Source organism: Cyclobacterium amurskyense (assembly GCF_001050135.1).
GTDB lineage: Bacteria > Bacteroidota > Bacteroidia > Cytophagales > Cyclobacteriaceae > Cyclobacterium > Cyclobacterium amurskyense.
This window is the reverse complement of the sequence record NZ_CP012040.1, coordinates 5,874,577-5,888,783: the sequence shown is the minus strand read 5'-3', so window position 1 is coordinate 5,888,783 and position 14,207 is coordinate 5,874,577. Positions and strand designations below refer to the sequence as shown.

General features: G+C 36.9%; 11 protein-coding genes. 6 read left to right on the top strand and 5 right to left on the bottom strand.

Annotated elements, in window-relative coordinates:
- The first annotated feature begins 430 nt into the window (after window positions 1-430).
- Entirely contained in the window at window positions 431-1,744 is a 1,314-nt protein-coding gene (locus tag CA2015_RS23335) for an FAD/NAD(P)-binding oxidoreductase (RefSeq protein ID WP_048644077.1), read from the top strand.
- On the opposite strand, the gene CA2015_RS23330 is transcribed toward CA2015_RS23335, so the two are convergent.
- Complete coding sequence (locus CA2015_RS23330) at window positions 1,712-2,593, bottom strand: alpha/beta hydrolase (protein WP_048644076.1); 882 nt, start codon at window positions 2,591-2,593, stop codon at window positions 1,712-1,714. The genes CA2015_RS23335 and CA2015_RS23330 overlap by 33 nt on opposite strands.
- Before the next feature lie 204 nt (window positions 2,594-2,797).
- On the bottom strand, window positions 2,798-4,021 hold the full coding sequence (locus CA2015_RS23325; protein WP_205749788.1) for an S-adenosylmethionine:tRNA ribosyltransferase-isomerase: 1,224 nt from the start codon (window positions 4,019-4,021) through the stop codon (window positions 2,798-2,800).
- A gap of 212 nt (window positions 4,022-4,233) precedes the next feature.
- Here CA2015_RS23325 and CA2015_RS23320 point away from each other — a divergent pair, with 212 nt between their 5' ends.
- The 4 genes from CA2015_RS23320 (at window position 4,234) to CA2015_RS23305 (ending at window position 9,874) form a co-directional block, all read left to right on the top strand.
- The gene (locus CA2015_RS23320) at window positions 4,234-5,328 is read left to right on the top strand and encodes an o-succinylbenzoate synthase (RefSeq protein ID WP_316934192.1); all 1,095 of its coding nucleotides are present in this window, start codon (window positions 4,234-4,236) and stop codon (window positions 5,326-5,328) included.
- Between the two features lie 210 nt (window positions 5,329-5,538).
- A complete protein-coding gene (locus tag CA2015_RS23315) occupies window positions 5,539-6,945 on the top strand; it encodes a sugar porter family MFS transporter (protein ID WP_048644074.1) in 1,407 nt (468 codons plus the stop codon).
- Window positions 6,946-6,959: 14 nt separating this feature from the next.
- The gene (locus CA2015_RS23310) at window positions 6,960-8,117 is read left to right on the top strand and encodes an AGE family epimerase/isomerase (protein ID WP_048644073.1); all 1,158 of its coding nucleotides are present in this window, start codon (window positions 6,960-6,962) and stop codon (window positions 8,115-8,117) included.
- A 32-nt stretch (window positions 8,118-8,149) separates the two neighbouring features.
- Window positions 8,150-9,874, top strand: a complete 1,725-nt coding sequence (locus CA2015_RS23305) for an FAD-dependent oxidoreductase (protein ID WP_048644072.1) — start codon at window positions 8,150-8,152, stop codon at window positions 9,872-9,874.
- 409 nt (window positions 9,875-10,283) lie between these two features.
- On the opposite strand, the gene CA2015_RS23300 is transcribed toward CA2015_RS23305, so the two are convergent.
- Window positions 10,284-11,567 (bottom strand): acetylxylan esterase, encoded by a 1,284-nt coding sequence (locus CA2015_RS23300; RefSeq protein ID WP_048644071.1) that lies wholly within the window; start codon window positions 11,565-11,567, stop codon window positions 10,284-10,286.
- 501 nt (window positions 11,568-12,068) lie between these two features.
- On the opposite strand from CA2015_RS23300, the gene CA2015_RS23295 reads away from it, so the two are divergent.
- Window positions 12,069-12,527 carry a cold-shock protein gene (locus CA2015_RS23295; RefSeq protein WP_048644070.1) on the top strand — a complete coding sequence of 153 codons (459 nt, stop codon included), beginning with the start codon at window positions 12,069-12,071 and terminating at the stop codon, window positions 12,525-12,527.
- 560 nt (window positions 12,528-13,087) lie between these two features.
- Here CA2015_RS23295 and CA2015_RS23290 read toward each other — a convergent pair.
- Together CA2015_RS23290 and CA2015_RS23285 are read right to left on the bottom strand one after the other, a co-directional pair.
- On the bottom strand, window positions 13,088-13,606 hold the full coding sequence (locus CA2015_RS23290; RefSeq protein ID WP_048644069.1) for a 5' nucleotidase, NT5C type: 519 nt from the start codon (window positions 13,604-13,606) through the stop codon (window positions 13,088-13,090).
- Window positions 13,603-14,202, bottom strand: coding sequence for a hypothetical protein (locus CA2015_RS23285; protein ID WP_240477878.1), 600 nt, complete (start codon window positions 14,200-14,202; stop codon window positions 13,603-13,605). The genes CA2015_RS23290 and CA2015_RS23285 overlap by 4 nt, the downstream gene beginning before the upstream one ends.
- Window positions 14,203-14,207: the final 5 nt, after the last annotated feature.

Genomic DNA, 14,207 nt, shown 5'->3' with positions numbered 1-14,207 from the left:
AAATTTATTTTATTAAATGTTAGTCATCAGATTAAAGGGCCACAAATTTTGAAACAAAATAATGGGGTTGTCCATTTGATTTGATTGAGAGATTTTTTTTTTGCCATACTATTCCAGGATAAATAGAAGCAAATACTAAAAATGAAAAAATGCTTTTAATTAGTAATACGACTACATGAAAATTTACTTTCAAGAAGCCTGTTTATCTTGTGGTTACAATTCAGATCGAGGGGGAGGGGGAGACGATTGCAAAATTTGATTTTAAACTGTATTTAGAAAAAACGACATTATTAATAGGTATGATAGGGGTTATTCCTGCTTTATAGAAGGATTTCAATTTTATTGTGGAGTATGAATTTAAAATTCTGGCCTGATTTTTGGCTTTATAGATTTCTTTAAAAGTAGAGATTTTTTAATTCATACATTTATTTTGAAAAACAGAATACTCCAAAAGAGCAAAGAAAATTCACCACACCTGGTTGTTGTTGGAATGGGTTTATCGGGGATAGATTTTATACTTAGGTGGCAAAAAAAGGTTAAACAGTCAGATGTTACTTTTTTCGAGGAATCTGGTTTTACCCCCCTTTTATTGGATGCATTTTTTTCATTAAAAGGTAAAACTTTGACATCCATATGTGAAGATCCTAGCTATTACCATGTGGACAACATAAAGGTTAGATTTAACTCCTCAAGTGTAAAGGATATTAACACAAGAGACAATAAAATCTATCACAGTACCGGCTACACTTCTTATGATTTTTTGTTAATTATTCATGAATTCGATCAAATTAGAATTGTTACCAATAACAATTACTATAACCATCCTTCTTTCTTTAAACTTTCAAATAATTTTGAAAATGAGGAGGTTACAGAAAAAGAAATCGCCATAGAAGGCCATGATTTGCTTACTCTGGCATTGGCAATAAAATTTTTGAATGATGGACTAAAACCTACAATATATTGCGATAAGTCTAGATTGGCAATGGGCGAAATACCCAAAGAGGAAGCCTGGCTAATTGGGAAATATTTTAAAAATTTAGGAATAGGGATAAAGTTTGAAAAGAGGTTTTCCGAAAAATTACCGAATGGTTTAAGTCAAATATGTATTAAAGAGAATAGCAATAAATTGGCACAGCCTATAAACAGCTCTTTAATGGAATATGGTGAAATGCCTTTATTGACTCGATTAAAGTTAGAGGAGTTTTACCCTGTTAGGGTTGTGAGAAAAAATAGTAAACATTGTACAGATGTAGTTTCAATCCGAGAAAAATCAGCCGTTGACATCAATGAGAAAGGGGAAGCATTGGATGGTTATTCTGTGGATCAGCGAAAAAACAAGTGTGAGCGAGAAGGTGTTTTATTTAACCAGTATGTTTTTAAGGAACTTTCTTGGCAAACCTATGGGGAAATATCCACTAAATGGGGTGCTGATACCCAAAATTTTTATTGGGAACATCCGGAGGGAGGAATTTCTTTTAGAATGCACTATAGAAAAATGGATTTTTCTATAAAAGGCATTGCTTGTTTAGGCATTAGTTTCAATAAAACTTTTATTGTAAACGCGCTGCAATCAAATTGTAAAGCCTATGATTTTATTGATCGGATCGACGAGGGAATGGAGAGGAATGTATATTCCTTTAAGGTCTACCCATTAATTAAAAAATCTTTTGATGTAGAGTTTAAAAAAAACATAAAAAGTCACCGGTCTTCATTAATTAAGAGAGTTTTTAGCAAATTTTTTTGATAAAATGTTATCAAAGAAAAGAAAATGATAGGGAAGTGCATTGGTCCAATATTCCCAATTATGGGCTCCAGGTCTTTCAATATAATCATGTTCCACTCCGGCCTCCAATAGTAGCTTGTGAAATTGCCTGTTGACCTTTACTAGAAAATCCTCTGTCCCACAATCTATAATCATTTTGATACCCTTTTCCTTCATTTTGTCAATTAATCCTACAGCGGTATAGGTACTGTAAGGCGCATCATAATTAATAGCACCTAACATTTCCTTTTGCTGATTAACCCTTTGCGACCTTCTGTTTTCATCTACATCCCAAAGCCTAGTATCAATATTGGTAACACCGCTCATGGATCCTATTGCTGCAAACAACTCGGGATGTTTTGCACCTAACATCAACGCCCCATGTCCTCCCATAGAAAGTCCTGTGATTGCTCTACCAGATTTGTCAGCAATGGTTCTATACTTTCCATCTATTTCTTTTATTAGGTCATTTGTAATGTAGGATTCGTAGCGTACAGAATCCATTAATGGACTATTATAGTAATAGCTATAAGGGCCAACTTCTGGAGTAACTATAAGTACTTCATAAGTATTGGCCAATTGGGAAAGTAGTCCTGAATTTTTTACACTCTTATGCCAATTGCTGTAATCACCTCCGGCACCATGTAGCAGATAAACCACAGGATATCCATCGTTATTATTGTTATAAGAATCAGGGAAAGTGATTGCATAAGGCATTTCCTTGTTAAGGCTTTGGCTGTAATGCCTTACAGTATCAACCTGCGTATAGGCATTGCTGATAAATGCGATAAAGAGGGAAAGAAAAATGCTAGTTTTGATGAAGGAAACCATTAATAGAGTGTTATAAGGCTACAATTCAATTTGTGGTTAAGCTACTGTTGAAAATTAGGTTGTAAATGACAAATTTCCAATAAGATAAGCATAAGAACCTGAAGAATACTTATTAGAGAAGGACTATGGAGTACAGCTTGTCTGTGTAAGTTTGACTGAAATTTTTTCCATAAAAGCTGCTAATTTATTCTTATTCACCTGAGCCTAAGTTAATTTATTGTTCCATAAGAGACTGCTGTCTCCGTAACTTAAGAATCTGTATTTATTATTAACTGCCTCTTTATAGATCTCTTTCCAGTTTCCGTGGGTAAATGCTGCTACAAGGAGAATTAATGTAGAACCAGGTTGGTGAAAATTGGTTATTAGGCCATTACAGAGTTTAAATTGGTATCCGGGAAAAATAAATATCTCAGTTGTCCCAATCAATTGACCCATATTGTTTTTCTCCATCCATTGTAGAACGGCTTCAAGGCTTTCTACTTTTCCTGGAAGCTTGGCGTATTCTTGGTAGGGAGCTAATTTTTCTATTCGAAAGGTATCTGAATAGCCATTAATAAGATAAACGCCAAACCAATACAGGCTTTCCAATGAACGCATAGAAGTAGTTCCTACAGCTATAATGTTTCCTTTGGCACTAATCAAATTAAGAATATTTTGTTTTGAAAACACCATTTGTTCACTGTGCATTGGGTGCTCAATGACATTGTTATGCTTGATGGGCTGAAAAGTGCCCGCTCCAGTATGCAAGGTGAGGTATTCTACAGAGATTCCATTGGATTTTAATTCCTCAAAAGTTTTGTCTGTAAAGTGGAGACCGGCAGTTGGGGCCGCTACTGCGCCCTCTTTATCGGAGTACACTGTTTGATAACGCAATTTATCGTCTTCTTCCGCCTCTCTGTTTAAATATGGGGGAAGTGGCACCTCTCCGCTAGCTTCCACTAGTTCTGCAAAGGATATGTCATCGGGACTCCAACTCAATTCAACTTCTCTATTTTCCCTATTGATTAGTTTTGCTTGTATGCTGTAGGTGGTTTCATTAAGGTCGATTTCACAGCTGAGTTGTTCATTTTCTTTCCACCTTTTCAGGTTTCCTATCATACACTTCCATGTTAGTGGACCTTTACTTTCCATGGATTGCTGAATAAGCGTAGAAGGTAGAAGTGGATTTAATAAGAAAATTTCAATTTTGGCCCCTGTGGGTTTTCGGAAGTGAAGTCTGGCAGGAATTACCTTTGTATTGTTAAAGACAAGATGACTGCTTTCAGGAATTAACTCTGCAATGTTTGTGAATTGTTTGTGCAGTATGCTACCATTTTCGTAATGCAAAAGCTTGGAACTATCTCTATGCTCAAGAGGGTATTTGGCAATAAATTCATCTGGTAGCTCGTAGAAATAATCCTGGAGTTTTGGAGCACTTTTAATGCACATATATTTAATAATTCTCGAAATTGAACATTTATTATAAATCCGACACAAATATAGCCGTTTCAAACCAATTCAAGGTCATTATTCAATCCTTCTTGATACAGGTTTCACTTTTGAATTATTTCTAAGTTCAGGATTGATTTCTGCTTATGCGCATTTATGCTTCCGAAGAAAATGGCCATATTTGGAAGTAACTAATTAGAAAAATGGATCAAATGTTTTGCATCAAAGCTTCAATTAAGGCCTATTCACTGAAATTCAAGTTCGAGGCAGGAACCAGTAGAGGGGTATTGCGAGAAAAATTGACCTACTTTATACAAGTTTCTTCAGACAAATTCCCTGGGCTTATTGGCATTGGGGAAGCTGGACCTTTAAATGGCTTAAGTAGAGATGATGTGCCTGATTTTTTGGAAAAAGCCTTGAAGATTTTAAAATTGGTGGAGAAAATAGCGTTTCGAGCCAATCAAGAAGAAATTCTATCTAAGCTTAATGCCATGGATTTAAATGATTTTCCTAGTATCCGGTTTGCCCTTGAAACAGCTATTTTGGACCTTACCAAAGGTGGTGAAAGGAAAATACTGGACTGTGATTTTTATAATAGAGGTACAGCCCTTCCCATAAATGGATTGGTATGGATGGGAGAAAAGGGCTTTATGGAAAAGCAGATAGACCAAAAGCTGGAACAAGGCTACAATTGCATAAAAATGAAAATTGGAGCCATCAACTTTGATCAGGAATGTGAACTTTTAGAAAAGATTCGGTCTCGATTTTCTGAGGAAAAAATAACGATTCGTGTGGATGCAAATGGGGCCTTCACTCCTGAGAATGCTCTGGAGAAACTGAATAGACTAGCAGATTTTGGTATTCATAGCATTGAGCAACCTATTCAGCCTGGTTTGGTGCAGGAGATGGGGAAGTTATGCAAGGAAACTCCTATCCCCATTGCTCTAGATGAAGAACTGATTGGGGTATATGGAAGGGAGAATAGATTGAAACTTCTTGAGTCCATCAAACCACATTTTTTAATATTAAAACCAACCTTACTCGGTGGAATAGTAGCAACCAGAGAATGGGTTAAGCTCGCTCAACTGACAAATACAGGTTGGTGGATGACTTCAGCATTAGAAAGTAATATTGGACTTAACGCTATCGCCCAGCTCACTTCCACTTTAAAAGGTGAAATGCCTCAAGGTTTAGGTACTGGTCAATTGTACCACAATAATGTAGATTCTCCTTTGCGGATTTCAAATGGGAAAATTTATTACGACAAAGAGCTTAATTGGGTATTACCAGAAATGTTAAATCAATAAATTCATTCTACCCTTAGCTCACTGAGTAAAGTGGACGGGAATTCGTTTAAATTTAAAGAATCAATGGACTGATATTTCTATGTTTTTACAGCTTATATAAAGAGTGTTGTATATTTCAACTTTAATCAACTATTTTAGGTACCAGTATTTTATAAGATCAGATAGATTGATACAACCCTCCTTTTTTAGTGAAAATAAACAACCTTTTTTATGAAGATAAACCCTTCTTACCTCTATATAATATTCTTATCGCTTGTGGCTGCCATTGGAGGGTTTTTATTTGGATACGACACGGCAGTGATTTCAGGGACGATTAGTCAGGTTAGCAAACAATTTAACTTGGATGTAATAGCCCAGGGATGGTATGTAGGTTGCGCATTATTAGGGTCTATTGTAGGCGTAAGCCTTGCTGGTGGTCTTTCTGATAAATATGGTAGAAAAAAAGTAATGCTTCTTTCTGCCGTTTTATTTTCGATTTCAGCCTTGGGATGCGCCGTAGCGAGTAGTTTTACTGAATTGATCTTATACAGAATCATTGGAGGGGCAGGTATAGGGATGGTTTCGATTGTTTCACCGATGTATATTTCAGAAGTAGCGCCTTCCTCGATTAGAGGTAGCTTGGTCTCGTTATACCAATTGGCCATCACTATTGGGTTTTTAGGTGCCTTTTTAACGAACTACGAGTTGTTGAGCTTGGCAGAAACCCTCATTTTCCAAGAAGGTACTTTATTGGCTAAAGTGTTTCATGAAGAAGTTTGGAGAGCAATGTTAGGCATGGAGATTCTACCCGCTCTTTCTTTCTTTATAATTCTATTATTTATTCCTGAGAGTCCAAGGTGGCTTGTAATAAATGACCAAACGACCAAAGCCGAAAAGGTGTTTGTAAGACTATACGCTTCTACGGTTGCAGGAAAAGACAAGGTAGAAGAAGTACTCAAACAAGCTAACCAAACCAAAGAAAGCAGCTGGGAGCTTTTGAAAAACCCTGTAATTCTAAAGCCTGTTTTGCTAGGGATGGCCATCGCTATTTTAGGTCAGTTTATGGGCGTCAATGCTGTGTTATACTATGGGCCAAGTATTTTTGAACAGGCGGGATTAAGTGGGGGAGATGCGCTTTATTATCAGGTGATGGTAGGGGTTGTTAATGTATTGACCACCATCTTGGCATTGTTCATTATAGACCAAGTTGGGAGAAAAAAATTAGTGTACTTTGGGGTGTCAGGGATGATTCTTTCCTTACTATTGATCAGCTTTTATTTTTACGGAAGTGAAATTTACAACTTGCCATCCATTTTCATATTGATCCTTTTTCTAGCATATATTTTTTTCACAGCGATTTCTATTTCAGCGGTAATTTTTGTCTTGCTATCCGAAATGTATCCCACTAAAATACGTGGTTTGGCCATGTCAATTGCAGGATTTTCGCTTTGGATAGGAACGTATTTAGTAGGCCAATTGACTCCATGGTTTTTAGAAAATTTAGGGCCATCAGGCACTTTTTTGTTTTTCACAATGATGTGTTTTCCCTATTTGTATATACTATGGAAAAAAATACCTGAGACCGCTGGAAAGAGTCTGGAGGAAATAGAAGAATACTGGTTGGGTGATAAGTCTTGAACAAATAAATTGAAATGAAGCAATATTTAGAATTATACAAAGGGGAATTGTTGGATCAAGTAATTCCGTTTTGGGAAAATAATAGTCCTGATAAAGTAAATGGAGGTTACTTTACCTGTTTGGACCAATATGGGAAGGTGTACGATACTGATAAATTTGTTTGGTTGCAAGCCAGGCAAATTTGGATGTTTGCCATGTTGTATGAACAGGTAGAACCCAATGAAGAATGGCTTAAAATAGCAAAGAGCGGAGCAGCATTTTTAATTGAACATGGAAGGGATGAACAGGGCGCTTTTTATTTTTCATTAGATCAAAAAGGAAAGCCATTGGTTCAGCCTTATAATATCTTTTCTGATTGTTTTGCGGCCATGGCATTTGCAGCATTGAATAAAATTGAACCTAATGAGGAGTACGCAACTTTAGCTATAAAAACCTTTGATAATATTTTAGAACGAAGGGACAATCCCAAAGGGATTTATAGCAAAACCTTTCCGGGTACGAGAAATTTAAAAAGCTTTGCTTTACCTATGATCCTCAGTAATTTAACCTTAGAGATGGGTGCGTTGCTGGATGATGAAAAGGTGTCTTCCTTGGTTCCTGCTGTTATTCGTGAGGTGATGGAGGTGTTTCTTCAAAAGGATTCAGGTTTGATATTAGAAAATGTGAACCTTGATGGAAGCTTTTCTGATTCCTTTGAGGGGCGGTTAACGAGTCCCGGACATGCTATTGAAGCGATGTGGTTTATGCTAGACCTTAGTCAAAAATATAATGATGAGGATTTGTGTCAAAAAGCCATTGATACAGGTTTGAAAACACTTGAATATGGTTGGGATAAGGATTACGGGGGTATTTATTATTTTCTGGACATATGTGGGCACCCTTCTGAAAAATTAGAATGGAACCAAAAGTTATGGTGGGTTCATTTAGAAACCCTAGTGTTTTTATCGAAAGCATATGCCATCACGGGCAATAATGAATGCCTTCAGTGGTTTAATAAAGTACATGACTATACTTGGAAACATTTTAAAGATCCGGAGTCCCCTGAGTGGTTTGGTTACTTGGACCGCTATGGCAAAGTGCAATTGCCCTTAAAAGGTGGGAAGTGGAAAGGGTGTTTTCATGTACCCAGAGGATTGTTTCAGGTCTGGAAAAATTTGGAAAAAATTAAATAGTTTAACGTTCAATTTTAAGTCTTTAAGATAAAATGAATAGAAGAAACTTTATGGGGAAGGTGGTGTTGGGCGGAGGTACCATCGCTTCAGCCACACTTACAGGTATTCCGGTTCACGCTAGTCAAAGTAGGAAAAGTGTGAACATAAATGAAAATGGTAAAACTTTAAAAGCTGATCTTATAATAGCAGGCGCAGGCTTAGGAGGATGTTCTGCAGCCTTTGCTGCACTTAGAAATGGTTTGACGGTGGTAATGACCGAAGAAACGGATTGGTTGGGAGGACAGCTTTCGCAACAAGGAGTGCCACCGGATGAACACAAATGGATTGAAACACATGGGGCTCCTGAGTTGTATAGAATTTTTAGAGAGAAAATCAGAGATTATTACAAAAGGTATTACCCCCTGACTAAGGAAGCAGCGGCCAACAAGAGGCTTAATCCAGGAGGGGGTTCTGTTTCTCGTCTTTGCTTTGAACCCAAAGTGGGGCATATGGTTTTACAGGAAATGTTTGCTGCCTATGAAAGTGCTCGCAAACTTATTTTGTTGAAGCATCACAAAGTGAATTCTGCCAAAGTAACAGGCAAAAAAGTGCAGGCTTTGATTGCTAAAAACTTGATAACTAATAAGGATGTGCTTTTGGAAGGGGCTTATTTTGTAGACGCTACTGAGCTGGGTGATTTACTTCCTTTGACAGGAACAGCCTATATTACAGGGAGTGAGGCCAAGGCTGATACTGGCGAATTCCATGCCGGAGTGACCCATAGACCCAATAACAACCAATCCTTCACAATGTGTTTTGCCATGGATTATGTGAAGGGGGAGGACTGGACAATTCCTAAACCTTCAGATTATGACTACTGGAGAGATTTTACACCTCAGATGAACCCTCCATGGGCCGGGAAGATGCTTGAATTGAATTACAGTAATCCTAAAGATGTGCAACCCAAAGAACTTGGTTTTCATCCTGAAGGTATTAAGACTGGCAATAAGCTAAACCTGATGGTTTACCGCAAAATCATTTTTCAGGGAAATCACCAGCCAGGTTTCTACCAAGGAGATGCAACTTTGGTTAACTGGCCACAAAATGATTATGTCTCTGGAAATATAGTTGATGTTAGTGAGGCTGAATTTAAAAAGCACATAGAGGCAAGTAAACAGCAAAGTTTGTCTTTACTGTATTGGTTACAAACTGAGGCGCCAAGACCTGATGGTGGCAAAGGATGGCCTGGGCTTAGACTAAGAAATGACTTAATGGGGACAGAAGATGGTTTGGCGAAATACCCTTATGTAAGGGAGTCTAGGCGGATTAAAGCGCTGTTTACAGTGTTAGAGGAGCATGTAGGTGCAGAACAGCGTTCCCAAGTATCAGGACTTGAAGGGAAGGATTTAAAAGCAGCCGAATTCTACGATAGCGTAGGTATTGGCTATTATCATATTGATCTTCACCCGAGCAGTGAAGGGGATAATTATATTGATTTTGCCTCCTTGCCATTTCAGATACCTTTAGGCGCATTGATACCTCAGGAAACAGAAAACCTTTTACCAGCCAATAAAAATATTGGTACGACACATATAACTAATGGTTGTTATCGATTACATCCAGTAGAATGGAGTATTGGAGAGGCTGCAGGAATGCTAGTTCCTTTTGCCATTACTAAGGGAGTAAGTCCAAAAACGATAAGAGAAAACAGTGAGCTTCTAAAAGAGTTTCAGGCTTTTGTAAGGTCCCAAGGTATAGAGACTTCTTGGCCAGATTGAAATAAATAGATCACGCTAATGCTTAAACTTTAGTGCTTATAAATTGTACTCAACTTTTGCCCTAATAAGCAAATTTTTAATCTCCAATTTAACAAGTTGGCCATTGATAGACACATGTCAATAATTAGAATATAGCTTAAACCCGAAATATGCAATAGACATTCTATTTCGTGCTGAAATCGCTTTGAAATCAGCCACTTCGTTGCTGTTTTCAATTTCACCATAGCGGTGCTATGCTAAAATCTCCAAACAGTCTGATTTTCTTGCGATTGCAACACTTCCCGTTAACACGGGACAGGCTTCACCCCTGACTATTGTCAGGACGGAGAAATCCTATTACATAATCAGGGTTAAATAGAAAATGCCTGAAAATTAATATTTTCAGGCATTTTTCGCTTAAAGTCAAAGATTATTTGGTACCAATTTTTTGGACCAACCAATTGTGACCTTCTTCACTTTGTTCTGCATAACGCCAATGAGACGCATCATGATAGAGTGACAATTCTTTCTTTCCAGGCACTACATTAAATGCTGAATACATGGAGGTAGGAGGACAAACATTGTCATTAAATCCCCAAGAGTAAAATCCAGGAACTTTAACAAACCTTGCAAAATTAACTACATCATAATATTTTGAGGTTTCAATTTTCTCTGCCTTATTGCTCCATTCATCTCTAAATAAATGAGGCCATCCTCCTGCTCTACCATGTAGGTATCCAGTAAGATCTGAAAGGGCTGGGTAGTAGCTTACCAAGTATTTAATCCTATCGTCCAAACCTGCAGTAATAATGGATAGAGCACCTCCTTGGCTTCCCCCCATCACACCAATATTTTCACCATCAAATTCTTCTTGTGCAAATATAAAATCAACAGCCCTTACACAACCTAAATATACTCTCTTGTAGTAGTATTTGTCTTTGTCATCAAGAAATATTCTATTGTAGTTAGACAATGCACCAGCACCTAAATCTTTGTATAACGAAGATTCATATTGGTCAACAGGAATCCCATGAATACCAATCTGTAAAGCGATTACATCCTGGTTAATATTGGCGCCATAATAGGGTCTGATCCCTGCTCCTGGAACATGTAGAATAGCCGGGTATTTTCCAGGTTTCTTAGGCTTGGTTAATATGCCGTAAATTTTACCGCTAATGTTGCTAAAGGACACATGGTAAACATTTGTGTGGTGGGTAGAGCGCTCTGGTATAAGTGTTAGCACAGGCTCCAAAGGAATGCCTTTTAATGCATTTTTACCTTCTTCCCAAAACTCCTCAAAATCCTTTGGTAAGGTAGTGGTTGGTTGAATGTCCAATGGTGCAATTCCTGCAGTGCCTGTGTTGCTATAAGTTTTTCCATTTTCTTTGTACGTGACCTTACATCTTATAAACCCTGGCACGCTAAGTTTTCCGCCTTTCAAGGTGGTAGTTCCTTTTTTCAGGGTGCTGTTACCTGTTAATACAGGCTCCATTTTTTCTGGTCCAATTTCATATTCTATTTCTGCACCCTCTACCAATTGACCAAACTTATATACTGCTACATCAAATGAAATGTTATCACCTTTTTGGTAAATCATGTCTGCTTTGGAGGGGCTTACCATAATTCTGATAAGCTGGCCTTGTTGGGATTGTCCCAAGGCTAGTTGGCTGAAGATCAGACCAACGAAAAGTAATAAGGGATAGCAATTTTTCATTGATTAATGATTTTGGTTAAAATTTAATATTACTTCTAATTGAAGTATTGGCTAAGGTTTCAAAGAATTTTCGAATTCTCCAATCCCGAAAATACGATAATTCTTCTTTTTTAACATGAAAACCCATTATCATTTTGCCGATAAAATTTTAATTCAGTGTTTTTAATACTCCAGTCCTAATCCGCTGGATTTGATGTGATTTACCCTTGTCTGATCAATAATAATTTAATTACAGGGTTAAATTTCGTTAATAGCAGTTTAGAAGGTGATTTAAAAAATATATTAATGAGATGAAATAGGAAAAATCCATTATTTTGGCCAAATTTGTACCTACCCAGAGAAAAAATACCCAATTATCTTGGAGATAGTACCGGATTGAATTGGATTTTTTTCGGATCTCTTGCTCTTCCAAATGAAAGTATCTTCAATTATTTGGGAGGCATTTATTAGAAGATCGGGTTAATGTCTGGATGAAACAAACGTAAGAACAAAAAATAATTTATGGCAAAATCGAAAGAAACTTTTAACAAAAAAGAAAAAGAGAAAAAAAGATTAAGGAAGAAGAAAGAGAAGGAAGAAAAAAAAGAGGTAAGGAAATCCAATTCCAATAAAGGAGGAGACCTGGATGATATGATTGCCTATGTAGACGAAGATGGGAATATCACTTCAACGCCTCCTGATCCTACAGTTAAGAAGAAAAAAATTGAGCTTGAGGACATTGAAGTAAGTGTGTCTAAGCAAGCCCCTATAGATCCGGAAGATCTTAGAAGAAAAGGTAAAGTTACTTTTTTCAATGAATCAAAGGGATATGGGTTTATTAAAGACTTGGAATCTCAGGACAGCATATTTGTCCATGTGAAAGGATTGGTTGATGATGTAAGAGAAAATGATCAAGTTACCTTCGAAACTGAGAAAACTCCTAAGGGTTTAAGTGCCATTGATGTAAAATTGGCTACCTAACGATTAAATCATTTTATATAAAGGCTTATTGCTTAGATCTGGAAAAATTATTGATCTATCCTTTCTTTGCTTAAGTAATACATTTGCCAAAAGGCACAAATTTTTAAATTCCATCCAAGAAAAATCGTTATCTGGTTTTTATAAGGGTGGAATTTTTTTTTATATGGAATCTAAAGCCTTGAGAAGAATTTTCGCAACCACCCTAAGGTTGCTACTTAAACCCGAAATATGCAATAGACATTCTATTACGTACTGAAATCGCTTTAAAATTAGCCACTTCGTTGCTGTTTTCAATTTCACCAAAGCGGTGCTATGCTAAAATCTCCAAACAGCCTGATTTTCTTGCGATTGCAACACTTCCCGTAAACACGGGACAGGCTTCACCCCTGACTATTGTCAGGACGGAGAAATTCTATTACATAATCCGGGTTAAATGGAATTCTTCCATAACAATAAGTAATGTTTTGTGCTAAATCCGACCAATTCCCTTAATTAACTACCGAATATTTTATTAAAGTTTTAGATACGGTGATATGTGTGATCTATTGAGACTTTGTGTTTTAGGGCAATAATATTTTTTGAATTTCTTGCCAATCGTTTACCCTTTGATGTTTTCCAGGGCTGGCATTTTCATTATGAGGTTGGGTATATAGAAAAGTTTTCCCTTCGAAAACATCAAGGTTTTTAAAATGATCATCAATCATTATATCTGTCTTGATTATCTCCTTTGAGCCACAAAACACCATTTGTTGCCATGTTATAAATGGGAAGTGTTTCCCTAGCCAGCTGTGTTTTTCGGCAAGACTTAATGGAAATTCAGTAGCAGCCGATACAATAAATAGGCGGTAATGTTTAGACAATTCTTTAAGCGCTTGTTGACTTCCTGCCATTAATGGGGCTGTTTCAAAAAAGCCATTGGAGTTTACATGTTTTAAAAGGTGTGGAAAAGCTTCTGCTTCAGCCTTTCCCACCATGTCATTCCTTTCTAAGGTTATGCCGCTTTCTGCTAAATGCATATCAATAAATTGCTGATAAACATCGGCTAGAACACCGTCCATATCTATAGCAATGGTTTTCATGAATCTTTGTTGTTTAATGCATCAACCAATTGACGATTAAGTTTTCGTTCTCTTTCTAAAGTATTTCTACGGTGTAATTCAAACTCTTCACGGAGATCCTCAAGACTTTGTTGTGTTTCGGCGGTTACTTGATGACTTCTTTTAAAGCGGAAATAAGAAATCACTAAAATTATTATCAAGAGTATAATTATTCCCCATACCAAATTGCTGTAAAAAGTCTTATGCAATAACATGCCAAAAATACTAAAGCTGTCTTTTTCTTCAACTGCTCGATCAAAATCAGCCTTGGTAGTTGTAAGACGCTGATTCAAATCGTCTATTTGCTTTTTGTTTTCTTGCAGTGTACTTTTTAATTCCTGTATGGTAGATTGGTATCCTTTGATAGAGTCCAATATGTTTGTTTGCAGTTTTTCAAGTGAACGCAATTTAATTACTTTGTACTCTTGATAATTGGTAGATACCTTCTTCAAGTAGTCAAATTGTTGCTCTATTGTACCATTTTCCAATTCAGTTGTAGTTGGAGCAGGTTGTTCCTGAGCCGAAAGGGTAAAGCTTAGGGATAAAAATAAGGTGAACAAAAAATAGCGAATCATCATAATGC

Bases quoted from the DNA above. Each gene is read 5' to 3' on its own strand.
- CA2015_RS23325 (WP_205749788.1), bottom strand. From the start codon at position 4,021: ATGTGCATTAAAAGTGCTCCAAAACTCCAGGATTATTTCTACGAGCTA.
- CA2015_RS23330 (WP_048644076.1), bottom strand. From the start codon at position 2,593: ATGGTTTCCTTCATCAAAACTAGCATTTTTCTTTCCCTCTTTATCGCA.
- CA2015_RS23305 (WP_048644072.1), top strand. From the start codon at position 8,150: ATGAATAGAAGAAACTTTATGGGGAAGGTGGTGTTGGGCGGAGGTACC.
- CA2015_RS23295 (WP_048644070.1), top strand. From the start codon at position 12,069: ATGGCAAAATCGAAAGAAACTTTTAACAAAAAAGAAAAAGAGAAAAAA.
- CA2015_RS23315 (WP_048644074.1), top strand. From the start codon at position 5,539: ATGAAGATAAACCCTTCTTACCTCTATATAATATTCTTATCGCTTGTG.
- CA2015_RS23310 (WP_048644073.1), top strand. From the start codon at position 6,960: ATGAAGCAATATTTAGAATTATACAAAGGGGAATTGTTGGATCAAGTA.
- CA2015_RS23300 (WP_048644071.1), bottom strand. From the start codon at position 11,567: ATGAAAAATTGCTATCCCTTATTACTTTTCGTTGGTCTGATCTTCAGC.
- CA2015_RS23320 (WP_316934192.1), top strand. From the start codon at position 4,234: ATGTTTTGCATCAAAGCTTCAATTAAGGCCTATTCACTGAAATTCAAG.
- CA2015_RS23290 (WP_048644069.1), bottom strand. From the start codon at position 13,606: ATGAAAACCATTGCTATAGATATGGACGGTGTTCTAGCCGATGTTTAT.
- CA2015_RS23285 (WP_240477878.1), bottom strand. From the start codon at position 14,202: ATGATGATTCGCTATTTTTTGTTCACCTTATTTTTATCCCTAAGCTTT.